30 protein-coding genes are annotated in these 21,557 nt (G+C 34.2%); 13 read left to right on the top strand and 17 right to left on the bottom strand.

The genetic code is table 11. The features are described from left to right. The 4 genes from NPIRD3C_RS07560 to NPIRD3C_RS07550 form a co-directional block, all read right to left on the bottom strand. Positions 1–258 (bottom strand): hypothetical protein, encoded by a 258-nt coding sequence (locus tag NPIRD3C_RS07560; protein ID WP_148703569.1) that lies wholly within the window; start codon positions 256–258, stop codon positions 1–3. 115 nt (positions 259–373) lie between these two features. Then, complete coding sequence (locus tag NPIRD3C_RS10685; protein WP_182126834.1) at positions 374–511, bottom strand: hypothetical protein; 138 nt, start codon at positions 509–511, stop codon at positions 374–376. A 57-nt stretch (positions 512–568) separates the two neighbouring features. Further along, on the bottom strand, positions 569–1,678 hold the full coding sequence (locus tag NPIRD3C_RS07555; protein ID WP_148703568.1) for an OBG GTPase family GTP-binding protein: 1,110 nt from the start codon (positions 1,676–1,678) through the stop codon (positions 569–571). Between the two features lie 2 nt (positions 1,679–1,680). After that, positions 1,681–1,908: a DUF504 domain-containing protein gene (locus NPIRD3C_RS07550; protein WP_148703567.1), complete on the bottom strand. Its 228-nt coding sequence runs from the start codon at positions 1,906–1,908 to the stop codon at positions 1,681–1,683. An 85-nt stretch (positions 1,909–1,993) separates the two neighbouring features. Here NPIRD3C_RS07550 and NPIRD3C_RS07545 point away from each other — a divergent pair, with 85 nt between their 5' ends. From NPIRD3C_RS07545 to NPIRD3C_RS07530, 4 genes are all read left to right on the top strand, one after another. Further along, positions 1,994–2,728: a phosphoglycolate phosphatase gene (locus NPIRD3C_RS07545; protein ID WP_148703566.1), complete on the top strand. Its 735-nt coding sequence runs from the start codon at positions 1,994–1,996 to the stop codon at positions 2,726–2,728. A gap of 2 nt (positions 2,729–2,730) precedes the next feature. Continuing rightward, positions 2,731–4,617, top strand: a complete 1,887-nt coding sequence (locus NPIRD3C_RS07540) for an arginine--tRNA ligase (protein ID WP_148703565.1) — start codon at positions 2,731–2,733, stop codon at positions 4,615–4,617. A 173-nt stretch (positions 4,618–4,790) separates the two neighbouring features. Then, positions 4,791–5,609 (top strand): PEFG-CTERM sorting domain-containing protein, encoded by an 819-nt coding sequence (locus NPIRD3C_RS07535; RefSeq protein ID WP_148703564.1) that lies wholly within the window; start codon positions 4,791–4,793, stop codon positions 5,607–5,609. Positions 5,610–5,788: 179 nt separating this feature from the next. Continuing rightward, positions 5,789–6,199 carry a proteinase inhibitor gene (locus NPIRD3C_RS07530; protein WP_237087639.1) on the top strand — a complete coding sequence of 137 codons (411 nt, stop codon included), beginning with the start codon at positions 5,789–5,791 and terminating at the stop codon, positions 6,197–6,199. A gap of 65 nt (positions 6,200–6,264) precedes the next feature. On the opposite strand, the gene fldA is transcribed toward NPIRD3C_RS07530, so the two are convergent. From fldA to NPIRD3C_RS07510, 4 genes are all read right to left on the bottom strand, one after another. Continuing rightward, entirely contained in the window at positions 6,265–6,789 is a 525-nt protein-coding gene (fldA, locus tag NPIRD3C_RS07525; RefSeq protein ID WP_148703563.1) for a flavodoxin FldA, read from the bottom strand. Between the two features lie 195 nt (positions 6,790–6,984). After that, entirely contained in the window at positions 6,985–7,359 is a 375-nt protein-coding gene (locus NPIRD3C_RS07520; protein ID WP_148703562.1) for a hypothetical protein, read from the bottom strand. Positions 7,360–7,428: 69 nt separating this feature from the next. Then, positions 7,429–7,695 carry a hypothetical protein gene (locus NPIRD3C_RS07515; protein ID WP_148703561.1) on the bottom strand — a complete coding sequence of 89 codons (267 nt, stop codon included), beginning with the start codon at positions 7,693–7,695 and terminating at the stop codon, positions 7,429–7,431. Positions 7,696–7,800: 105 nt separating this feature from the next. Further along, positions 7,801–9,138, bottom strand: a complete 1,338-nt coding sequence (locus NPIRD3C_RS07510; protein WP_148703560.1) for a dicarboxylate/amino acid:cation symporter — start codon at positions 9,136–9,138, stop codon at positions 7,801–7,803. A 97-nt stretch (positions 9,139–9,235) separates the two neighbouring features. Between NPIRD3C_RS07510 and NPIRD3C_RS07505 the strand changes: the two genes are divergently transcribed. The 3 genes from NPIRD3C_RS07505 to NPIRD3C_RS07495 all read left to right on the top strand — a co-directional run bounded on the left by NPIRD3C_RS07505 (position 9,236) and on the right by NPIRD3C_RS07495 (position 11,311). Beyond that, positions 9,236–9,676 carry a potassium channel family protein gene (locus NPIRD3C_RS07505; protein ID WP_160272896.1) on the top strand — a complete coding sequence of 147 codons (441 nt, stop codon included), beginning with the start codon at positions 9,236–9,238 and terminating at the stop codon, positions 9,674–9,676. A 133-nt stretch (positions 9,677–9,809) separates the two neighbouring features. After that, the gene (locus NPIRD3C_RS07500; protein ID WP_148703558.1) at positions 9,810–10,799 is read left to right on the top strand and encodes a hemolysin family protein; all 990 of its coding nucleotides are present in this window, start codon (positions 9,810–9,812) and stop codon (positions 10,797–10,799) included. 74 nt (positions 10,800–10,873) lie between these two features. Next, the gene (locus NPIRD3C_RS07495; protein WP_148703557.1) at positions 10,874–11,311 is read left to right on the top strand and encodes a universal stress protein; all 438 of its coding nucleotides are present in this window, start codon (positions 10,874–10,876) and stop codon (positions 11,309–11,311) included. Between the two features lie 8 nt (positions 11,312–11,319). On the opposite strand, the gene NPIRD3C_RS07490 is transcribed toward NPIRD3C_RS07495, so the two are convergent. Beyond that, a complete protein-coding gene (locus NPIRD3C_RS07490) occupies positions 11,320–11,634 on the bottom strand; it encodes a translation initiation factor eIF-1A (protein ID WP_148703556.1) in 315 nt (104 codons plus the stop codon). A 481-nt stretch (positions 11,635–12,115) separates the two neighbouring features. On the opposite strand from NPIRD3C_RS07490, the gene NPIRD3C_RS07485 reads away from it, so the two are divergent. Then, positions 12,116–12,358, top strand: coding sequence for a hypothetical protein (locus NPIRD3C_RS07485; protein WP_148703555.1), 243 nt, complete (start codon positions 12,116–12,118; stop codon positions 12,356–12,358). 11 nt (positions 12,359–12,369) lie between these two features. Then, positions 12,370–13,290 carry a transcription initiation factor IIB gene (locus NPIRD3C_RS07480; RefSeq protein WP_148703554.1) on the top strand — a complete coding sequence of 307 codons (921 nt, stop codon included), beginning with the start codon at positions 12,370–12,372 and terminating at the stop codon, positions 13,288–13,290. A 156-nt stretch (positions 13,291–13,446) separates the two neighbouring features. Here the strand turns inward: NPIRD3C_RS07480 and NPIRD3C_RS07475 are convergent, their stop codons facing one another. From NPIRD3C_RS07475 to NPIRD3C_RS07465, 4 genes are all read right to left on the bottom strand, one after another. After that, positions 13,447–13,959, bottom strand: a complete 513-nt coding sequence (locus NPIRD3C_RS07475; RefSeq protein ID WP_148703553.1) for a hypothetical protein — start codon at positions 13,957–13,959, stop codon at positions 13,447–13,449. Positions 13,960–14,008: 49 nt separating this feature from the next. Then, positions 14,009–14,146 (bottom strand): hypothetical protein, encoded by a 138-nt coding sequence (locus tag NPIRD3C_RS10680; RefSeq protein WP_182126749.1) that lies wholly within the window; start codon positions 14,144–14,146, stop codon positions 14,009–14,011. 53 nt (positions 14,147–14,199) lie between these two features. Further along, positions 14,200–14,550, bottom strand: a complete 351-nt coding sequence (locus NPIRD3C_RS07470; RefSeq protein ID WP_148703552.1) for a hypothetical protein — start codon at positions 14,548–14,550, stop codon at positions 14,200–14,202. A 238-nt stretch (positions 14,551–14,788) separates the two neighbouring features. Then, positions 14,789–14,977: a hypothetical protein gene (locus NPIRD3C_RS07465; RefSeq protein WP_148703551.1), complete on the bottom strand. Its 189-nt coding sequence runs from the start codon at positions 14,975–14,977 to the stop codon at positions 14,789–14,791. Positions 14,978–15,319: 342 nt separating this feature from the next. Between NPIRD3C_RS07465 and NPIRD3C_RS07460 the strand changes: the two genes are divergently transcribed. Genes NPIRD3C_RS07460 through NPIRD3C_RS07450 form a run of 3 tightly spaced genes read left to right on the top strand, consistent with a single transcriptional unit; the run spans position 15,320 to position 18,448 of the window. Next, positions 15,320–16,183, top strand: a complete 864-nt coding sequence (locus tag NPIRD3C_RS07460; protein WP_148703550.1) for a tRNA (adenine-N1)-methyltransferase — start codon at positions 15,320–15,322, stop codon at positions 16,181–16,183. A gap of 44 nt (positions 16,184–16,227) precedes the next feature. Continuing rightward, positions 16,228–17,091, top strand: a complete 864-nt coding sequence (locus NPIRD3C_RS07455) for an NAD(P)H-hydrate dehydratase (RefSeq protein ID WP_148703549.1) — start codon at positions 16,228–16,230, stop codon at positions 17,089–17,091. Positions 17,092–17,095: 4 nt separating this feature from the next. After that, positions 17,096–18,448 (top strand): M20/M25/M40 family metallo-hydrolase, encoded by a 1,353-nt coding sequence (locus tag NPIRD3C_RS07450; protein ID WP_148703548.1) that lies wholly within the window; start codon positions 17,096–17,098, stop codon positions 18,446–18,448. Here the strand turns inward: NPIRD3C_RS07450 and NPIRD3C_RS07445 are convergent. Next, complete coding sequence (locus NPIRD3C_RS07445) at positions 18,445–18,864, bottom strand: DoxX family protein (RefSeq protein WP_148703547.1); 420 nt, start codon at positions 18,862–18,864, stop codon at positions 18,445–18,447. The two genes, NPIRD3C_RS07450 and NPIRD3C_RS07445, sit on opposite strands and share 4 nt — an antisense overlap. Positions 18,865–18,959: 95 nt before the next feature. On the opposite strand from NPIRD3C_RS07445, the gene NPIRD3C_RS07440 reads away from it, so the two are divergent. Further along, the gene (locus tag NPIRD3C_RS07440) at positions 18,960–19,556 is read left to right on the top strand and encodes an Ntn hydrolase family protein (RefSeq protein ID WP_237087638.1); all 597 of its coding nucleotides are present in this window, start codon (positions 18,960–18,962) and stop codon (positions 19,554–19,556) included. A 5-nt stretch (positions 19,557–19,561) separates the two neighbouring features. Here the strand turns inward: NPIRD3C_RS07440 and NPIRD3C_RS07435 are convergent, their stop codons facing one another. The 3 genes from NPIRD3C_RS07435 to msrB all read right to left on the bottom strand — a co-directional run bounded on the left by NPIRD3C_RS07435 (position 19,562) and on the right by msrB (position 21,545). Continuing rightward, positions 19,562–20,038, bottom strand: a complete 477-nt coding sequence (locus NPIRD3C_RS07435) for a PUA domain-containing protein (protein WP_148703546.1) — start codon at positions 20,036–20,038, stop codon at positions 19,562–19,564. Then, positions 20,035–21,045, bottom strand: coding sequence for a homoserine dehydrogenase (locus NPIRD3C_RS07430; RefSeq protein ID WP_148703545.1), 1,011 nt, complete (start codon positions 21,043–21,045; stop codon positions 20,035–20,037). The genes NPIRD3C_RS07435 and NPIRD3C_RS07430 overlap by 4 nt, the downstream gene beginning before the upstream one ends. A gap of 92 nt (positions 21,046–21,137) precedes the next feature. Next, positions 21,138–21,545 carry a peptide-methionine (R)-S-oxide reductase MsrB gene (gene msrB / locus NPIRD3C_RS07425; protein WP_148703544.1) on the bottom strand — a complete coding sequence of 136 codons (408 nt, stop codon included), beginning with the start codon at positions 21,543–21,545 and terminating at the stop codon, positions 21,138–21,140. Positions 21,546–21,557: the final 12 nt, after the last annotated feature.

Below are 21,557 nucleotides of genomic sequence, written 5' to 3'. Positions count from 1 at the left end.
TTATCGTCTTCTCTTTGGAGCTGCTTTTCTCTTTGGAGCTGCTTTTCTCTTTGGAGCTGCTTTTCTCTTTGGAGCTGCTTTTCTCTTTGGAGCTGCTTTTCTCTTTGGAGCTGCTTTTCTCTTTGGAGCTGCTTTTCTCTTTGGAGCTGCTTTTCTCTTTGGAGCTGCTTTTCTCTTTGGAGCTGCTTTTCTCTTTGGAGCTGCTTTTCTCTTTGGAGCTGCTTTTCTCTTTGGAGCTGCTTTTCGTTTAGCTGCCATGTTGGATCGACATTTTCATTGTTTTTCAGTGGTTAAACTAAAGAAATTTACACAAATTGATTACAAATTGTCAAGTAATTTTTTTGTAAAAAATTTTTTCATGATCGTAAAATTTTCAGTAAACACCTTCAGCTGATGGTCTTCTACCTTGCAACCAACTAGTTTTTCCACAAATTGTGCATTTGTACTTCCGTCTGCGCTTGTATGTTGCCATTTCTGGAAGAAAAACTAGTTCTTGTTTTGTTTTTGTCATGCAAAATTTGCACCATCGATGTTCAAATTCTTGATCCATATTGCACTTTCTTTTTGATTATGTTCCACGAGTTTTGATAATTGTTAATACATCTTCATCTTGTAAAATATGATTTAATCCTACTCTCTGTCCTCCAAACTTTACACTTTTACCCCACACCAATCCGTATCTGAACTCCCTTTTCATTCTTCTATGCAACTTGTTACAAATATCTTCAACTGAATCTCCTTCTCTTGCAATTAATGGTTCTTTGAAATCTGTCTCGCCACCCTTTGGACGCATGTATATTCTAATGAATTTTAATTTCTCGTAAATTTTCTCCTTTAGTAATTCTATGTTTATGTCTGAATTTGCAGACACTTCAATTACATCTGATTTTATTTTTGTTTTCAAGTCCTTCAAAAACTTCTTGTCAACTAGATCGATTTTATTTAAAATTGTAAGTGCTTTTGAATAACTAATATTTCCTGCAATGTGATCTGCCAATTGCTCAGATGTTATGTCTTCTCTGACAACAACACGGGCGCTAACAATTCCATAAAGATGTAAAATGTCTTTTAGATGTTTTTCTGTAATTTTTGTAAGTTTAACTTGTTGGGCAATTGCAATTCCTCCCATCGATGCCTTCTCAATTGTTATGTTTGGAGGAAGTTGGTTTAATCTAATTCCAATGTTTCCTAATTCATTAATTAGTACATCTTCGTGATATGGCTGAAAGACATCTAGAACTAGTAAGACAAGATCTGCAGTTCTTGCCACTGAGAGGATTCTCTTTCCAAGTCCCTTACCTGTTGATGCTCCTTTTATGATTCCTGGAAGATCTAGTACTTGGATTTTTGCTCCTCTATACTCCATCATTCCTGGAACCACTGTTAGTGTTGTAAATTGAAATGCCCCGACAGCTGATTTTGCTCCAGTTAATTTGTTAAGTAGTGTAGATTTTCCAACACTTGGCAATCCAATAAACACCACTGTTGCATCCCCTGTTCGTCTAACATCAAATCCATCTGACTTCATTCCAGATTTTTTTGCAACACTTTCTTCTTGCTCTCGCTTGAGTTTTGCAATCTTTGCTTTTAGTAATCCTAGATGGTGCTCTGTTGCTTTGTTGATCTGCGTTTTTGCCATTTCATCTTGAATGGCTTTAATTTTTTCAGGAATTCCCAATACTATTCACCTCTTGCTATTTTCTTTTCAAATAAAACCGTATTATTTTTTTTAATTTTCTTTATTCTGCTTATTGGTATGGTTTGCAAGTTGTCTGACTGAATTAAAAATTCTGGCAATGTGGTTTCAACAGTTTTTTCAAAATTTCTATAGAAAATTTTGTATGATTTTGATTCATCTGCAAATTTTGCTTTACTGAAAATCTCCTCTATTGCTCCTTTTTTTACCACATTTCCACTAAAATCACTGCATTAATGAACAATACGCATTTCTTTTTTGCTATGTGTGAAACAAAATTTTTTGATATCTTGTTTCATGCGTAGCAAATATTATTCAGTACAAAAAATCATTGATGTGATAAAAAGAACTTTTGCAGTAGACATTGATGGAACTATAACTGAAAATGGAGGTGGTAGGATTCACTTAGATGCCCTAGATGCATTAAGACGTCTTACCAACATGGGTCATGATGTAATTTTTGTTACCGGACGATCGTCTGTTGAAGGGTTTTTGCTCTCAGTTTTTGGTGGAATGACCAAAGTTGCTGTGGGTGAAAATGGTGGATGTATCACTCTTGATTCAAACGATCACGTTTTGCTGGGCAATATTGATGAGTGCAAAAATGCACTAGATGTTCTAAAAAATAATTTAGATAATGTAGAAGAAAAATACGTTTTTCCTAGAATGACTGAAGTCGTTTTACAAAGGACATTTGATCTAGATCTGGCTAGGGATATACTATCTGAACATAATCTGGATGTAAAATTGTCTGATAGTCAGTATGCCTACCACATCAACTCTTCTGGAATTGACAAGGGTACTGGATTTCAAGAAATTATGAAAAGATTCGCCATCTCCAAAGACGATGTCATTGCAATTGGTGATAGTGCAACTGACGTTCCATTGTTCAAGGTAGCAAAAACAAGTGTTGCTTTGGGTAATGCGTCAGATGATGTCAAATCTGAGGCCACAATTACTGTATCTGCACATGCTGGCGATGGTGTCCTTGAAGCATTAGATAAATTAGCACCTAGATTATCTGAAATATAGTTATGACTTTCAAATCTATAATTGATGAAGTTGAAAATAATCTTAACAAGATTTTAGATGACTTTTCAATTGATGATGTAAAATTTTCTGTAGAACCTGCAAAACCTGGATTTGGTGATGTCAGTTCTAATGTCTCTTTCTTACTTGCAAAACAACTCAAGAAAAGTCCAAAAGAAATTTCTCAAATGCTGTCTGAAAAATATTCTCAATGTACTAGTACATTAGTTTCAAAATCTGAATCTCATCCCTCTGGATATCTGAATTTTTATGCTGATTGGGAAAAATTAAACCAACTAATTTTATCTGAATCTCATCTTCCAGAATTTGGTGATGTAAATATTGGAAAAAACTCTACAATTGTAGTTGAACATACAAGTGTCAATCCCAACAAAGCATTACACATTGGCCATATACGCAATATCATAATTGGTGATACTGTATCTAGAATTTTGAAAAAAGCAAACTACAAAGTTAATGTTCTAAATTATGTTGATGACTCTGGACTTCAAGTTGCTGACATTATTGTTGGTTTCAAACATTTTGGGTTTGATATAGAACCTCCAAACGGAAAGAAGTTTGATCATTATTGTGGGGATGATGTTTATGTAAAGACCACTGAAAAATATGACCAAGATCCTAGTCTTGAAGAAATTAGAAAAAACATTCTCAAAGAGTTAGAAGATGGAGATTCTGAGACTGCACAGTTTGCAGATAAGATCACTCGTCGTGTGTTGTCAAACCAGCTTGAAACCTGCTGGAATCTTGCGGTATACTATGACTGTCTGAATTTTGAGTCACAAATAATCCGTTCAGGATTGTGGAATGGTATCTTTGAGAAATTACAGAAGATGAACCTAATAGAATTTGAAAATGGGGGGAAAAATGCTGGATGCTGGGTTATTCGCGGTAAAGGTAAGGAAGAAGATAAAGTGATTGTTAGAAGTAATGGTACTGCAACCTATATTGCAAAAGATATTCCATATGCTGCCTGGAAATTGGGATTACTTGATGATCCATTCAATTATGAAAAATATGAGAAAGCGCAACCAAATTTCCGTATTTTGTGGCAAACCACATTATATGGCAGTGATTCAAAACCTCAAAACTTTTCTGGTGACAAAGTAATTACGGTAATTGATTCAAGACAGGCAAGATTACAAAAAATCATCACATCTCTTATGGGAAAATTCAAATCAGTTCCTGATGCATATGTTCATCTTGGCTATGAATCAGTTACATTGAGTTCTGACACTGCCAAAGTTCTTGGTTTGGAGACTGACGGAAAGCAAACACAAATGTCTGGTAGAAAAGGACTGTATGTTAATGCAGATTCTGTTTATGATCTATTAAAAGAAAAAACAATTGAAGAGACAAAAAAGAGACATCCTGAAATGGATGATGTTGAAATTAATTCGATTGCCCATTCGGTATCTGTTGCAACATTACGTTACGAAATGATAAAACAAGATTTAGACAAAATTATTACATTTGATTTAACAAAATCTCTTAGCTTAGAAGGTGACACTGCACCATACATCCAATATACTCATGCTCGAGCATCAAGGATTTTAGAAAAGTCAGGCCGTACACCCTCTATTGATGTTGATTTTTCTTTACTAAAAGAATACTCTGAAATTGATTTAGTAAAAACAATTGGTCTTTTTAATTTACAAGTTCGTGATGCTGTAAATAATTTATCTCCAAAAGTAATTTCCAGGTATTGTCATGATTTGGCAGTAGCATTCAACTCTTTTTATGAAAAATCTAAAGTACTTGATTTAGGAGATGAACAACTGGAAAATTCACGACTGTGTTTAGTAAACTCATTTAAGATTACAATAGAAAAGGCATTAGACCTTCTTGGAATAACTGCTCCTGATAAAATGTAATGTCCCAGTGAGTGCACTACACGAATGTTGGCTGTCTCACTGGGTTGTTGGCGTGCAAACCAATTACTGTTCATTAATCTTAATTAAGCCATAAATGTTTGGATTTTACTCATGGACTTTCACTGGTGGGATTTTTAGCAATTTTTAAATTCTAATCTGACCAACAAAATTACTTGAAATTACTCATGGTTTTTACTTTGATGATATTTTTACTATTTCCAATCTATGATGCATATTCTGAATCACAATATGATATTAACATCCCATCTGGTTCATCTGATAAAAATGCCCCCTTTCATTGGTCAAGTGAAAAAGATGGTGATGCAACTGGATTTATTGAAATTATTGTAGGTGACACTATATTTTGGAAAAATGCGGACTCTGTTTCTCATACTATAACTTCGGGAAACCCTCAAACTGGACCTGATGGAATTTTTGATAGCACTATTGAACCTGGCAAATTTTTCCAAAGAACATTTTCTGAAATCGGTGAATTTGAATATTATTGTACAATTCATCCATGGCGAACTGGTATGGTTAGCGTAGTTAGCGGCTATAGAACTTTATCAAATGTTGGAATGGATGCTGGAGATGGAACAACATTTTTTGATGTAGAATACAAATTCAATCGACTGATTAATAATGTGAGCGTTGTCGAAGAATCCAAATCCATTGTATTTGAATTAAAAGGTAATACTTTCAGCGATGATAACTCCTTGATGCTATTACTGCCATCTGGTTTGATTAATGGTATTAATTCAGTTACAATTGATGGTGTATCTTCTGAAACATTTTCTCAAGAATTTGAAAATGATATGATTATTTTGGAAATAAATGATATACCTCCTAACTCTAAAATTATTGTTGTGGACGGAACAACAATTGTTCCTGAATTTGGCGAAATAGTTTTAGTGATTTTAACGATATCTGTATTTTCTTTAGTTGTATTATCACGAAAGCAAAATATTGGAAGCATGTTACGATATAATTGAAATTATTTTAAACACTAAATCAATAATCTTGTTTGTTCTTAATGTTCATTTCCAATTCTTAATTATTCTGGATCTTATTGTTTGGGGTCTTGTAACAATTTGACAGGCCTTTTTTGAAGACCGAAAATGATTCAAACTTCTATCGATTCATCTAAATAATTACAAATTCTAAACATCTTGTGAACAAAACAACACTTGTGGGAATTGGAATTGCAGCAATTGCCATTACTGTATTTGTACTTGCATTGACTAATTCTAATCTTAGAGAAAACAAAGATACCTACTTTGGGTTTATTGATACAAAACCAGAACCTGTCCCACCTGTAACTCAGCAAGACTTGAGAGTAATGATTGATGAATGGATGGAAAATCCTCAAGACGATGATAGAGAGCAAAGATTAGAAATTATGAAAGCATATTATACATTTCAAGAGTCTGGGCAAAAACTATCTGATGATCGGGATGGTCGTGTTATGTATAATCAAATTGTAAAAATGGTTAGCCTTGATATCCCAAAGGCAGAACTGGATCAAATTAAGCAAAATATTCGAGACGAACTAAAAGAACTCGGGTTTAAAATTCAAAATTAATCCTCATGAACGATTCAAACTTCTAGAATTTAGATTGTAAATAATGACAGAAAATGGAATTATTTTTACAAACCCATTTCCGATTTTAGTTGGGAACACCATTTTGTGATTCTTTCATCTGTATGTTCTGATTCACTGTCTTCATCAACTGGCAGTCCACAAAACTTTCCATTAATGATGCTCTTTGAACCTGTGAAAGTATAACCATTTGTACCTACATGTCCGACCATTTTTGCCCCTGCTTTTTCAAAATATCTGTGTAATTCCTCCATTGCATCAACAAAATTGTCAGCATAACCTGCAGCATCACCTAGGCCACATATTGCAACGGGTTTTCCCTTGAGGTCTAACTTGCCAATTTTTTCTAATAGGTCGTCCCATGCAGTACCTGATCTATTTTCCTCCTCGCCTGTATTCCATGTAGGGATAGCACAAATGAGACCGTCCATTTCTGTAAATTGACTTGGATCTCCTCCAATCTCAGAAACATCTTTAGGATCTGTAACTGCGTCACCTAACTCACTTTTTATCTTGGCGCATACCATCTCAGTCTTGCCGGTTTGTGAGCCAAAGTAAATTCCAATTGCCATAAGTGATTACCGTTTTAATCATATTTAACTCAATAATAATTTCAAAACCATTATTCGTTTTAGGAATTTGTTGATAACAATATAGATCAATTATGTGACTCTATATGCTGAATCAAGAATTTAATTCAAATTGAAACCTATCAATCATTATAGACTTGATTATTAATTAAGCAGGGCTAAGATGAATTCAATGTATTATTTCAGGCGTCTGTAAATCTCTTTAAATTCTTTTGAGATGTTATATGAAATATTTAGTATGTGCGTTAATTGATTCATTGATTTCATATCCTTACCAATCTGTCTTAGAATAGTCAAAGCCTTTTGTGGGGATGTCGCAGATGGTGGTTTTTGACCAGACCACGTTTTAAAAGAGTCTTCCACATCTAGACAAAAATTCAACACAAATTCCTTCCACTTGGGATTTTGCGATAATTTTTCTTTTCCTAGAAACACTTCAGCAATTACGCTAAATTCATTTTGTCTATCTGTATATAATAATTTGAGTGATTCTTGAACTTTTTCTTCAGTGTACTCTGGTATGTTTAGCATGTACATTCCTTTTAGTTCCATGATTTTAATCCCTAAAATCTACAATTAAACCCATCTGAAATTATCATTGTTGAAAACAATTACTATTCTTTATTCATCTCTACTAATTCCTGTAAAGATTTTAAAATTCCCATTTTGATAAATAAGAATATCTCCTGATTTAAAATCAGTATACTCTGTATCTTCAAAAATTATAGCCTTTTTTTCTAAAAATGGTTTTTTTAATAACTCTTCAACTGTGATGTTATTTTTTTCACCAAGGGCTTTTAGAATTCCATCTTTTTTTAATCCCTCAACACACAATTCTAGATCAGGCAAATCCTTGTAGTCTTTTGCCCTTATCACAATTATTTCCATTTGGTAACTTATACTGTGTCAAAGTTATAAAATAATTGTAGATTTTTACATCTGAATATATCAAAAAATCAAACTTTTAAGATAATGCATCACAAATCATAGATTTCATTTTTTAATTACCTCATGATTTTGATTCTTATTATCATCTATCTTGAGTCTCTTATCAAAGAACATACAGGCAGTGAGATCTCCAGTCACATTTATCATCGTTCTAGTCATATCTAATAACCTGTCAACTCCTAAAAGTAAAATGACTCCTACAGCTGGAACTCCTGCAGCAATTAATATTGTTGATAATATTACGATTCCAGTTCCAGGAGCTGATGGTGCACCAATTGATGCGGCAAGAGCAGTTAATGCAATTAGGATTATGGTTGTAAAGCTTAGATTCACATCAAAGAGCTGGGCCAAGAAAAATACTGCAATTATTTGATACATGGCAGTACCATCCATGTTAATTGTTGCTCCTAAGGGAATAACAAATTGAGAAACTTTAGGTTTGATCTTTAATTTTTCTTCTGCTGTTTTGATAGATACTGGCATTACTGCAGCAGAGCTAGATGTTGAAAATGCCAAAAGCTGTGGATCTCGTATTGCTGTCAATGTAGATGAAAGTGGTCTTTTTGCAAAAAACTTGATGATGATGATGTAGACTATCATCATTACAAATAATCCTGCAATTACTGTTGCCATGTATGCCCCAAGTCCTGTTAATGCAGAAAGCCCAACCTTTGAAACAATTCCTGCCATAAGGCCAAATGCTGCAAATGGTGCAAGACGCATTGCCCAAGATACAACTTTCATTGTGAAATCCTGTATGGATTCTAGCAAATCCAGAATAGACTTTGAGCTTTTTGGAGGTAACGTAATCATTGCAACACCCACAATTAATGCAAAAATGATTATGCTCAGCATTTCCCCCGACATAAACGAAGAAAGTGGATTGCTTGGAATCAAACCAATTATGCTTTGAGGAATATCTTGAATCGAAAGATCCGTACTTTCAACTATCTCTAAATCTTCAATCCCAAAACTTTCTCTAATCAAGTCACTGTCAATAAAATTGCCCGGCTGTATTGTTGTAACAATCAAGATTCCGATGGTAAGCGCAATTGCAGTAGTAATTACAAAATATATCGCAACACCAAATCCAAGTTTTTGGAGTTGTTCGATACTACCTGATGATGTCAAGCCTCTGATAATTGATGCAAAAATTAGAGGCACTATAATCATCTGAATAATTTTTAGAAATAGATTGGCAGGAATTGACAGCCATTCTGTAATTGTTTCAGCAGTCTCTTTTTCAACCCAATTTGTCTCTGGTCCTAATGCAAGGCCTACTAACAATCCTACAAATAGCGCTACAAGTACCTGCGCCCAAAGCTTCTTCTTTATGAGATATCTTATTTGAGGAATAGAATGTGTAAAAGACCTTATCTCCATCCCATGTGATATGTTTTATCTAATAAAAAAAGTAGTCATATTCTCCGAGTTGAAAATCTTAATTTAGTTTTAGTAAGATGTCTTGATAAAATACTCGTTGAAATTACTGATTTACCTATTTATTGTTTCATTTCTTGTGGTTGGGGGAAGCGGTATTGCCATCTACCTTATTGAGTCTCCTCATGATGACGCTCAAATCACAAATCTAATTGACGCTTTTTGGTGGGCATCTGCTACTGTCACTACTGTAGGATATGGTGATGTTGTTCCAGTCACCGAAGCTGGAAGATTATTGGGAATAGGGCTAATGTTTGTTGGAATTGCCATAATTGGTACTTTTATCTCTGCATTTGGTGCTATGCTTATTGGTTCTAGATTAAAAAAACATGAATCCGTTGAATCATCTACAAAAGCTCTAATTATCAAAAAAATTCGGGAGATTGAAAATCTTGAGAAACATGAGGTGGAATTATTGATATCTATGGTCAAAGACCTTCATGATGAAGTGAAAATCAGCCGAAGTAAAAATGACAAATAATGACTCAAATATTTTCTAATGTCAAAAATACCAAATTAACTCAAAAAATTTAATTAATGATTTTATTTGTAATTCATTCTCAAATATGATATTCTAAAAATCTTTTAACTTATAACAAAACCACTGGTATTAATTGGATTTTCTTTTAATTGAGATCTCTGCCATAATCATTCTCATTGGGTTATACGCACTTTTTAGTGGATTAGAAATTGCCATAGTTGGAATTCGACGTTCAAAGGTTATGAGATTATATCGTAAAAAAATACGTGGCTCATCAGCTCTTTACAAATTAAAATCAAACCCAAGTATGATGACTTCGAGCGTTAATCTGGGAAATACATTGGTAAATGTGGCGTCATCTGTCCTTGCAGCAGATGTTGCAATTAAAATGCTGGGAAATCAGGGTGTTGGAATTGCAATAGGCATTATGACTTTTATTATTTTGGTGTTTGGAGAGATATTTCCAAAAACATATTCTCATATACAATCTGAAAAAATGGCTTTACGTTTCAGTAATTTTCTTCTAGCATTTACATATCTCATGTACCCATTTGTTTGGTTTTTAGACAAATTAACGAAATCATTTTTGAAATTGATAGGAGGACAATCTTACCCAAAACCCATTACTGAAGAAGACATTCAAGAAGTTGTTGATCTAGGTTTGTCAGAAAAAGCTATTGAAAAAGAAGAGCATCGACTTGTAAAAAAAGCCCTTGAATTTGATGACAAACCTATCATTGATGTAATGACTCCCAAAAATGATATTTTTTCATTAGATGATCAAATCCTACTATCTGAGGTTTTTTCATTAATTGTTACAAAAGGGTTTTCTCGAATACCGGTCTATTCTAAAACATTTGAGAACATAATTGGTATATTACATATTTGGGATATTGCAAAAATTCCTGAAAATAAATTTGCCAAAATAAAAGTTGGAAAAATTATGCGAACACCATTTTTTGTTTATTCTGATGAAAAAATCAGTGCTTTGCTTGTGGAACTTAAAAAAAATGAGAGCCATATGGCCGTTGTTTTAGATGACAATGAGAATTTGCAAGGAATTATCACAATAGAAGATCTACTAGAAGAAATTGTAGGTGACATAGGAGGCGATATTAGATGAAAATATTGACTATTTTATTTTGCTTAATTGTTTTAAACAGAAGGTATTTGTAATTATGACTTTTATGAGGAAAGATGGATAAAGCCTTTAACAATATTTTGGTTCCCTATAATGGGTGCCCAGGCAGTCAAAAGGCATTCAAAAAAGCAATATCTTTAGCAGTATTGGAAAATTCCACAATCACCATTTTGACTTGTATGGAAGATAAATCTACATTTGGCTTGTTTAAGACAAAAACTAACAAAAAAGAATCTGAAAAAGAAAAGGAGTTGATCCTAAAAGAACACTCAAGACTGGCATCTTTTGCAAAAGATCATGGTGTTTCACTAAAATCTAAACTGGTTAAAACCAACATGCCTTCTCAAGCAATTCTTGAATTCACTGAAAAAAATGATATAGATCTAATCATTATGGGATTGAAAAAACTCACCAGATTTGAAAAGATTCATTTTCCAAGTACTATTGAGGATGTTTCAAAGCATTTTCGTGGTGCATTATTAATTCTAAATTAATCTGTAAACTAAAAATCCAACGGGATGTGTTTGTTTTGCTTTAACCATTCAACTTGAGATAATGTGTATCTCCACAAAATGTCCCCTTTTTCCTCTTTCCCAAAAGTCCAAGGTGCAATTATTACTACATCGTTGTCTCTTATCCAAACTCTTCTCTTTAGTTTGCCTCTAATTCGACCTCTTCTTACAATTTTATCTTGACATTTGACTAGAAGGTTTTCTCCCCCTAACATTTTGATGACTCTGCCAAACATCTCTTCATCTGTTTCAGGAAGTCTGATTTCTTTTAGAGCACTTTCATTTTTTACTTGTCGTTTTCCCAACGCATTTTACGCCTTTCTAATGCTATTAACGTTGGTATTGAATGTCAAAATTTTGAATGCCTGTTATTTTCAATCCCTAACCTGGATTTCTTTGTTTTATTTGAATTAACTTGAACTTTTTTTTGTTTTTCAACTAATTTTTCTTCTTTTGACCTAAAATACATCATTTTTCAGTGACTAAATGTGATGATAAAATTATTCACAAATCTATCTGTCTTTTATAGTATGAACAAGTAAAGATAACATGTCTTTTAGAACATGTGTTCATTGTGGATTGGAATATGAAAGTTTGACTAATGATTCCACATGCTCATCAAACTGCGCAAAAGAGATAGGGAAATAAACGAAATATTTTGTTAATTTGCAATAAATGCTATAATGAACATCATGATCAATGCATGGGAAAAGCAGGAATGTTTGACTGTGGTTGTAACTGCCTAAAAAACAATCATTCTTAAATGAAATGAACTGAAATAGAATTATGACAAAAAGAATCGAAGAGGAATTAGCAGAAATGAATCGACTAAAGAGATTAGAGTTAGAATTTCTATTTTTCAAAGCTAACATGGATGGAACTATGTTGGAGAAATTCCGTGATGCATTAACAACTAAAAATACCATTTCCTCAGATACCATGATAGGTGATGCTGAAACTACAGAATTTAAAAATTTTAAAAAAGATTTCCACTTGATTAAAAACACAATCAAAAAGGTGGCGGCATAACAGCACCTTACATGGTAGTTTCAACCACAAATTCTAACTGCTTGCGCTGTGGAAAAAATTCTTTGCTAACTGATGATGTTACTGGAGAACAGTTCTGTTCAAAATGTGGGTATGTTGTTTCTGAAAAATCAAATGAATCTGGTCCTGAATGGAGATCTTTTTCAACCGAAGGAAATGTAAATCCTGCAAGAGCCGGTGCCCCTTCTTCTCTTTTGATGCATGATATGGGGTTATCTACCGTAATTAATCCTCAAAATAAGGATGCAACAGGTAAACCGCTTTCTACATCAATGAAAAGCACCATTGAGCGGTTAAGAACCTGGGATAGTAGAAGTCAATCTCATGCCCCTGTTGATAGAAATCTTCGACAAGCTCTTAACGAATTATCTAGATTAAAAGACAAGATTGCACTTTCTGCAAATGTTCTTGAAAAGGCTGCTTATCTGTATCGAAAGGCTTTGGATAAGAAACTAGTTAGAGGCAGATCTATCTCTGCAATGATTGCAGCATCCCTTTATGCTGCATGTCGCGATACAGAAACTCCCAGAACTCTAAATGATATATCTACTGCTGCAAATGTAAAACGAAAAGATATTGCACGATGCTACAGATTGCTCCATCATGAATTGGAACTAAAGATGCCTGTTGTAAACTCAATCCAATGTATTTCAAGAATTGCAAGTAAACTGGAACTCTCAGAAAAAACCAAAAGACATGCAGTAAAAATTCTTCAAGATGTTCAGGATAACAAAGAATCTGCTGGAAAAGACCCTATGGGGCTTGCAGCCACTGCATTGTACATCTCTTGCCTTAAAAATAAGGAAGCCATGACTCAACGAAACCTTGCAGAAGCTGCCAACGTTACAGAAGTTACCATAAGAAATCGATTCAAAGGACTAAAAAACCAACAAAATGTGGATTTGGGTATTTGATGTTTCAGAAACAATTCCAAAATGAGGAAAACAAATGAAGTACAACTGTCGAGATTGTAAATTTTCTTGGGAAGGATTCCCTGACTCATTTGATAAAGTATTGGCACATGAAAAAACTCACAAAAAACACAAAACCGATGATTAACTCAAACTAAATTATCCATACATTGATTTTTCAGTAGTTTCATCTGCTGGGTTTGGCTGTCCTGAAAAACCACTAAAATTTGAACGTAAGATTTTTTGTATATGTGCTGTGACTCGTGCCACATTATCCCACGTATCATGAAATGAAACTCTGTCTAGAATCTCTTCATCTACATGTGAGAATACTGCTAGACCTACAATGTCGTTTTTGTCTTTAACCCATTGATGTCCAACATTACACATTGTACAAATTTCACTAATATCCATAACTGCTTTTGAAAATGATGGATTTTTTATCACCAATAATTTTGCATCTTCTGCTGGAAATCTCATGTTTACATTCAAATGAATTCTATCTGTTCTGTTTGCATTTTTACTGACAATAACATTTGTTCCGACTCGGAATTGCCATTCAATTAACTGACTTTTCTCTCTAACTTTTTCTGTTTGGTCTTCATAATTAATCTTAGTTACTTTGATAAACTCTTCAACAAGATTTTTCATTTCTTCTGAAGTTTTTACCATAAAACCACTCATCATTTGTGCAATATATGCATGTTATAGAAAAAAGAGACTAATGGCTGTGTCCACAACCACAGGAATCATGTCCTCCATGACCCTCTGTTTCTTTTCCTGCACATCTAGAACATTTGTCTGAACCTGTTGGTGAGAAAAATCCTATGCCGCAAGAAACGCATTTTTGATTTGCCATGCATTTAATCAAAATTTGCTGTATTTATTGAATACGGATTAATTATATGCCTATCATCCAGTAGGTTTTGCATTTCCAACATCGCTTGATTCGTCTTTCTTTTTGAATTCTCTGTATTCGCCGATAACAGAACTGCATTTTTCACAGACGTATTGACCTCTTTCAATTAGGATCAAATTATCTGCAACTTCTTCATTAGGACTTTCTTCTAACTGAATTTTTGGTGGACTATCAAATTCTGTTTCACAATTATTGCAATAATGCTTAAGCATTTTTTCAGTTTCAATCTTTCCGATTGGAGCCAAAAATAATTTTCCAACCCCTAAATCTGCTTTTTTTGCTTGTTCTTCTGTTAAATCTGCTATTACGTATCCTCCAGAACCTTGAACTTTTAATTCAGTCATTTCAAATTGTTCTTTATTTTGGCATTAAAATACTATTTGTATTAAAATGGATTTTTAGAAAACAACGAGACACACGGAAAGCATGTTTTTCCTAGGACGCAAACCTAACATGAAATGCTTTCCATACCTTTATTCTACGACGCAGAATAACGGTTTTCTCGTCACTAATTATACGCCAAATTGATATTTAAGATTGATCTTGATTATCACCTAATGCTAACTTGTTGAAAATTCTAATCTATGAATTAATGAATACTTTGGAGTTTGATATTGTAATCATCTCTGCCATCTTGATTGGTATGTTTTCCTTTTTTGAAATTCTAATAATCTCCTCATGGTGGTTTTCTTTCAAGTGTTTTAGAAATTCATCTTCTGTAATATCGTTTTGCTTGTAATTGCAATCTGGGAATACGCAGTTGAAATTCATTTTTTGCTCTCTAATTCTTTGACTTTGGCCTCTAGTTCTTCTATCTTTTTTCTTAATTCGATATTTTCATCTCTAAGCGAATCTATCTCTCTTTGGTGTAACTCGTTAAGATCCATGAATTTTTTGCGCTAATTATCAACTTAAGCATATTGCTGAGTTTCATCAGCTCTGCAATCGTCGCACGGGCAATGCCAATGACACTGAAGGTTCTGGCGTTGTTTCAAATCTTTTTTCTTTCGTGTCATGATTTCAATCTAATCTTGGCTATTTTTAACAGTAGTGGATATCAGTTAAAAGATGAAAAACCAGTAGATTCTTATCTAAAATTTCTTAGCAAACTCTATGGATAAAATTAAACAAAATTCACCAGTGCTATTCTACTTTAATCATTCAAAAAAATGGCTTGTAAAAATATCTAAAAAAGAATCCCTTCATACTCATATTGGAGTCATCAAACACTCTGATGCCATAGGTAAGGAGTATGGTTCTAGACTTGTCACAAACAAGGACAAGTATGTCTATCTGCTAAAACCTACGATGTATGACTATGTAATGAAAATCCAACATGGCACTCAGATTGTTTATCCAAAAGACATTGGTTATATCATTGCAAGAGCAGGAATTGAAAGCGGTCAAAAGATTCTAGAAATTGGAACTGGCAGTGGCTCTTTGACTTCATGTGTTGCAAGTATTGTAAAACCCCGTGGTCATGTTTACACATTTGATGTTGATGAAAACTTTATGAAAATTGCAGAAAAAAACATCAAAAAGGCAGGTGTTTCGAAATATGTCACCCAGCATAACTTGGATTTGAAGACTGTCAAGAAAATGCCTCTGGCAGATATGGATGTTGCATTGATTGATCTTGGTGATCCTTGGATAGTTATTCCACAAGTAAGAAAAATGTTAAAGGGCAGTGGCTCAATTTTTGCTATTTGCCCTACTATGAATCAATTAGAAAAATTAACTATGGCTCTAGTTGAAAATGAGTTTACTGATATCGAATCAACAGAACATGTTTTACGTACAATAGAAGCTCGAGAAGGAAAGACAAGACATTCATTTCAAGGCATAGGCCACACTACATACCTCTGTTATGCAAGAAAGGCGTTTTTTGGAAGAGAATCAAAAGAGCCTACTAAAACTAAAACCACTACTAAACCTGCCAAGAAAACTGCTAAAAAGACACGTAAAAAATCATCATAATCTTCAAAACAAGATTTATTCATCTATTCTTTAGAGATATCATATTGGCGCAAAAAACTCTAACTTCTACAATTGTAAAAAAATTCATCCCTGCTAGAAAATCAAAATCACGTAAAGGAGAAAATGGGATTGTTCTAGTTGTTGGAGGAAGTTACATTTACCATGGCGCCCCAATTTTATCTTCAATTGCGGCATTGAGGTCTGGTACTGATTTGGTTTACACCTCTGTTCCAAAAATTAACGTTGCATCAACTAGATCAGTATCTCCAAACCTGATTGTAATTCCCTTAGTTGATCAAAAATTGACTCGTGGTGCGGTAAACAAACTATTGGGTGCATTGCCACGTAATCTTGATTCTGCTACAATTGGAATGGGATTGGCAATTCAGGAGAAAAACTCTCTTTTACACCTTGTAAAATCCCTTCTTGATCGGGATGTTAGATTGTCTCTTGATGCTAGTGCATTGATTCCTGATGTCTTGCCACTTTTAGCAAACAAAAATGTGGTAGTTACTCCTCATGCTGGTGAATTTAAGAGATTATTTGGACAATCTCCACCTTCCTCAAAAAACGAACGAGTTAAACTAGTAGAAAAAAATGCAAAGAAATTTGGAATTACAGTATTACTAAAAGGCTCAACTGATGTAATTTCTAATGGAACTACAACTTATCTTTATGAGAAAAAAATTCCTGCAATGACTGTTGGTGGAACTGGCGATGTGTTGTCTGGATTGGTTGCAGGATTGTTATCTAAAAACAGAAAGCCCTTGGAATCTGCAGCAGCTGCGACCTTCATCAATGGATTGGCAGGAAAGGTAGTGCAAAAGAAATTAGGATTGCATATGACTTCTATGGATCTCTTATCCGAGATTCCATTAGTTATGAAACCCTTTGATAAAATAGTGTGATACAATGAACCCTCTAAAACATGTTGATACTAACATGGAAAATTTAATTTCAGATCTTCAAACCCTGATTAGACAACCAAGTGTTTCTGCAAAAAATGAAGGAATTGAAGAATGTGCAAAATTGGTGCAAAAATTATTAAAAAAATCTGGAATAAAATCTGAAATTCTACGACTAAAAAAAGGTGTTGCACCTATTGTTTATGGAGAAATAAAATCAAAACAAAATCCAAAGAAAACACTCATGTTTTACAATCATTATGATGTCCAACCTGCAGAACCATTTGAACTGTGGGATGCTCCTCCATTTAGTGGAACTCGTAAAGGAAACAAAATCTTTGGACGCGGAGCTACTGATGACAAGGGTGAATTGATTACTAGAATCAAAGCAGTTGAAGCTTGTCTAAAAACAACAGGTGATGTCCCTTGTAACATAAAATTTGTAATTGAAGGAGAAGAAGAGACTGGCAGTGCTCATATTGAAGAATATTTGAAAAAATACAAAAAGAAATTTTCATGCGATGGTGTTATCTGGGAATTTGGATATGTTGATGCAAAAAACAGACCCATTATTGGACTTGGAATGAAGGGATTGCTGTTTGTTGAATTATCTGTAAAAGAATCAATTCGAGATGCCCACTCCAGCTTGGCAGTGTTAATAAAAAATCCTGCATGGCGATTAATTGATGCTGTAAAAACCCTTAGAGACTCTGATGGAAAAATTCTCATTAAAGATTGGTACAAGGAAGTGTCTCCACTTTCAAAAAATGATTTAGAAATTATAAAAAAAGAGCCCTTTGATGAAAATGTTTTCAAAAAAGAGTTTGGCATCAAATCATTTGTTGGTGCTAAGAAAGGATTGGATGCAAAAAAAGCTCTAGTTGGAGATGCAACATGTAACATCGCCGGATTTGTTTCTGGCTATACTGGGGATGGTGCAAAAACTGTTCTTCCTGGCGAGGCATTAGTCAAAATTGATTTTAGATTAATTCCAAAAATGGAACCAAAAAAGCAGATTATGCGATTAAAAAAACATCTAAAATCCAAAGGATTTGGTGATGTTAAAATCAAAGTTTTTCATGGGGAGGCAGCTGCAAGGACTGATTCTTCTGAACCCTTTGTAAATCAGGTAAAGATGGCTGCAGACAAGTCTTTTGGAAAATCAATTCTCAATGTCTCAAATGCTGGTACTGGTCCTATGTACTCATTTGTTGATGTTCTAAAGGCACCATGCATTGCAATTGGAAGCACATACATGTTTGCTAGAATTCATTCCCCAAATGAGTTTGCAAGAATTGATCTGCTAAAGAAGACAACAAAGTGTATGTGTATAATTATGGAAAATTTTGGTAAAGACTAGTGAAGACATCTAGGTAATTTTTTCACAATGTGAGATAATGATACTCTACCTGGACCTCCTGCAATAATTACCAGACATGCTGCTAGCAAGATCAAATCAATACGATATCCTCCATCTCCTGTTAGACTTTGAGCTTCCTTTACAAGGAAAATAGCTCCTAGCATAATTATTGATAATAATGATGCAGATAATCTACTCAAAACACCTATGATTAACAAAATTCCTGGAATCAATTCTGCTAATGCAATTGGAACTTGCATCTCTGCTGGCATGCCAAGACTGCTCAAAAATCCTCCAAATCCTGGATTGCTTAGTTTGGACATGCCTGCAACAATAAAGATTACTCCAATTGATGATCGTAATCCCATAAACGAAATGTCTACTACGCTTCTTTTGCTAATCTCACTAGTAGCCATGCACTCTAACAGCTTTTTTCAGTATAACTATTTTTCCTATTATTTCTGTGTGGAATGTAGAAAGCCCTTTATTATGCTGCAAAATTATTTGAAATATGTCCATGTATATGCCAGGAGCAACTGCTGTTGGAATTACATTTGATGGTGGTGTAGTTTTTGCCAGTGAAAAAAGGATCGCTTTTGGAAACTTTCTTGTTAGCAAAACAACCAAGAAGACATTTCCTATAACTCCTAAAGTTGGAGCAACATGTGCTGGTCTTGTCGCAGATATGCAAATCTTATCATTGCAAATTGCTGCTCTTGCAAAAATTAGAAAAATGGAACTTAAACGTGATGTTCCTCCAAACACTGTCGCTAAAATGATGTCAAATATGATGTATGAGAGAAGATACTTTCCGTTATTGACTCAGGTAATTGTTGGCGGAGTTGTTGATAAACCAATTATGTATACTCTTGATCCTTTGGGTTCTGTTCTTCCTGATGAATATGCTGCAGTTGGAACTGGAGCTGAAATGGCATTAGGCGTACTTGATCCACAATTTAAGCCAAACATGACTAAGGATGAAGCAATTGATTTGGCAAAACGTGCAGTACGTGCTGCATCTTTACGAGATTCTGCTAGTGGTGATGGCTTGGATGTTCTTGTCATTACTAAAGATGGTACTGAAGAATTTACAGAAGAAATAAAATAAATTTTTTAATCGTAAATTGTTTTTCCTGTTTCCCAGAATTTATCTGAAATATAATGAAGATTTTTTAGAACTTCACCTTTATCCATTTTTTCTAGTTCTGAACTTGACACCACTGATTTTCCTACTGCCAAAACCTTGTGTTGAGATTCCTCAACAATGCAAACTAGTTTATCTTTTTCAAATTCTGTAAATGATTTAATTCCTGGTCTCATCAGATTTGCACCTTTACACATGAATTTGACTGCCCCCATGTCCACTGTTACATTTGGAAATCTCTCCAACATCTTAGTTTCTGATAAAAATGGGAGATACTCGTCATTGATTTTTAGAATTTTAATCCCATTACCTGTAATAATTTGTGCATTGTCTAGAATTTGATGTACTTTGAGATTTTTAATTTTAGGAAATTCAATCCCCCATTGTTCTGAAACTGTTTTCAAGAGTGCAGATGTTTCACTCTTTGAAATTAAATTTGACTTCAAGTTCTAGCAATCTCTTGTCTTATGTCTAGCAAATCTCTTAGTATGGAACTAGCAGTCTCCATTCCTCCTGCCCCTCTTCCAATTATTGTCTGTGTCCCTGAATGCTCTGATGTAAATGCAATTGCATTTAGTGTTCCATTTACACAAAGTGGATCATCATTTGGAATCTCTTTTGGTGCAACAATTAGTTCTTTATTGCATGATGCGATTAATTTTACTGCACAGTTATTTTTGGCAGCTTTTTTGATGTCCTCTGTTGTTACCTTGCGAATTCCTGTACAATTAATGTCTGGCATTGTAACTTTCATTCCCATAATCCAATTAGCCAGAATTACTAATTTAGCAGCAGCATCAAGACCATCTAAATCCAATGCCTCGTCAGCTTCGACATATCCTTTGTCTTGCGCATCTTTGAGTGCATCTTCATAAGATGTTCCAGTTGCCATGTTTGTTAGGATGTAGTTTGTAGTGCCATTGAGGATGCCTGCAAATGACGTGATTCTTTCACCACTTAGACTGTTTTTTGCATAATCTAGAATTGGTGTTCCGCCGCCTACTGTTCCACTAAATTTGAACATAACCCTGTTGTATGTTGCAAGCTCCATTAGAGATGGAAATGCAAGCGCAAGTGGTCCTTTGTTTACTGAGATTACATGCATCCCTTTTTTCATTGCAGTTGTAATGTGTGTCATTCCTGGCTCTGCATCTTTGTAATTACTAGCAGTAGTTTCAATCAGAACATCTGCCTCAACATTTTTGAGCATATCAATGCCTGACATTGAATTTTTTGTACCTCCATAATTTTTTACAGTTCCAAATTTCTTCTTTACCTCAATGAGTTTGTTTAATTCCAATCCTGAAGAATTGACAGCACTTCCCTTACTATCAAAAACCCCTACCACTCTAGGTTTGAGTCCGTATTTTGCATACAAGTCCTCTGATCTAGACTCAAATAATTTCACTAAACTTTGGCCAACAACACCAAATCCACATAATATTATCCTCAAATTACGTCATTCCTTTTTCCATGATTGTTGCTCATTTTCTTTTTCATTTGATTTTCTTATCATTAAATGTGTTTTATTAATAATTTTTGAAATTACTGCTCTTCATCATCTTTTTCATGTTTCAATGAAATAGAGTTGATACAGTATCTCTGATTTGTAGGCTTGGGTCCATCATCAAAAACATGTCCTAAGTGTGCTCCACACTTGTTACAATTAACTTCAGTTCTTACCATTCCATATGATGTATCTGAAATATACTCAATCTTGTCTTCTGAAATTGGCTTCCAAAAACTTGGCCATCCTGAACCTGAATCAAACTTTGTATCTGATGAGAACAACTCTTCTCCACAGCAAGTGCACTTGAACTTTCCTTCTAGTTTTGAATTGTTATATTTTCCTGAAAATGGGGGTTCTGTACCATGATTTATGCAAATTTCATATTGTTCTGGAGTTAACTGTTCTTTCCATTCTTCTGTAGTTTTTGTGATCTTTTCTGTCATGATATGTTTTCC

Source organism: Nitrosopumilus piranensis (assembly GCF_000875775.1).
GTDB classification, from domain to species: domain Archaea; phylum Thermoproteota; class Nitrososphaeria; order Nitrososphaerales; family Nitrosopumilaceae; genus Nitrosopumilus; species Nitrosopumilus piranensis.
This window is presented reverse-complemented; position numbering and strand designations above follow the sequence as displayed.

Excerpts from the sequence above, each read along its gene's own strand:
- NPIRD3C_RS07480 (WP_148703554.1), top strand. The coding sequence starts at position 12,370 with ATGGTAGTTTCAACCACAAATTCTAACTGCTTGCGCTGTGGAAAAAAT.
- NPIRD3C_RS07540 (WP_148703565.1), top strand. The coding sequence starts at position 2,731 with ATGACTTTCAAATCTATAATTGATGAAGTTGAAAATAATCTTAACAAG.
- NPIRD3C_RS07510 (WP_148703560.1), bottom strand. The coding sequence starts at position 9,138 with ATGGAGATAAGGTCTTTTACACATTCTATTCCTCAAATAAGATATCTC.
- msrB (WP_148703544.1), bottom strand. The coding sequence starts at position 21,545 with ATGACAGAAAAGATCACAAAAACTACAGAAGAATGGAAAGAACAGTTA.
- NPIRD3C_RS07440 (WP_237087638.1), top strand. The coding sequence starts at position 18,960 with ATGTCCATGTATATGCCAGGAGCAACTGCTGTTGGAATTACATTTGAT.
- NPIRD3C_RS07560 (WP_148703569.1), bottom strand. The coding sequence starts at position 258 with ATGGCAGCTAAACGAAAAGCAGCTCCAAAGAGAAAAGCAGCTCCAAAG.
- NPIRD3C_RS10685 (WP_182126834.1), bottom strand. The coding sequence starts at position 511 with ATGACAAAAACAAAACAAGAACTAGTTTTTCTTCCAGAAATGGCAACA.
- NPIRD3C_RS07545 (WP_148703566.1), top strand. The coding sequence starts at position 1,994 with ATGCGTAGCAAATATTATTCAGTACAAAAAATCATTGATGTGATAAAA.
- NPIRD3C_RS07485 (WP_148703555.1), top strand. The coding sequence starts at position 12,116 with ATGACAAAAAGAATCGAAGAGGAATTAGCAGAAATGAATCGACTAAAG.
- NPIRD3C_RS07515 (WP_148703561.1), bottom strand. The coding sequence starts at position 7,695 with ATGGAAATAATTGTGATAAGGGCAAAAGACTACAAGGATTTGCCTGAT.
- NPIRD3C_RS07445 (WP_148703547.1), bottom strand. The coding sequence starts at position 18,864 with ATGGCTACTAGTGAGATTAGCAAAAGAAGCGTAGTAGACATTTCGTTT.
- NPIRD3C_RS07465 (WP_148703551.1), bottom strand. The coding sequence starts at position 14,977 with ATGAATTTCAACTGCGTATTCCCAGATTGCAATTACAAGCAAAACGAT.
- NPIRD3C_RS10680 (WP_182126749.1), bottom strand. The coding sequence starts at position 14,146 with ATGGCAAATCAAAAATGCGTTTCTTGCGGCATAGGATTTTTCTCACCA.
- NPIRD3C_RS07495 (WP_148703557.1), top strand. The coding sequence starts at position 10,874 with ATGGATAAAGCCTTTAACAATATTTTGGTTCCCTATAATGGGTGCCCA.
- NPIRD3C_RS07450 (WP_148703548.1), top strand. The coding sequence starts at position 17,096 with ATGAACCCTCTAAAACATGTTGATACTAACATGGAAAATTTAATTTCA.
- NPIRD3C_RS07475 (WP_148703553.1), bottom strand. The coding sequence starts at position 13,959 with ATGGTAAAAACTTCAGAAGAAATGAAAAATCTTGTTGAAGAGTTTATC.
- NPIRD3C_RS07460 (WP_148703550.1), top strand. The coding sequence starts at position 15,320 with ATGGATAAAATTAAACAAAATTCACCAGTGCTATTCTACTTTAATCAT.
- NPIRD3C_RS07520 (WP_148703562.1), bottom strand. The coding sequence starts at position 7,359 with ATGGAACTAAAAGGAATGTACATGCTAAACATACCAGAGTACACTGAA.
- NPIRD3C_RS07470 (WP_148703552.1), bottom strand. The coding sequence starts at position 14,550 with ATGACTGAATTAAAAGTTCAAGGTTCTGGAGGATACGTAATAGCAGAT.
- fldA (WP_148703563.1), bottom strand. The coding sequence starts at position 6,789 with ATGGCAATTGGAATTTACTTTGGCTCACAAACCGGCAAGACTGAGATG.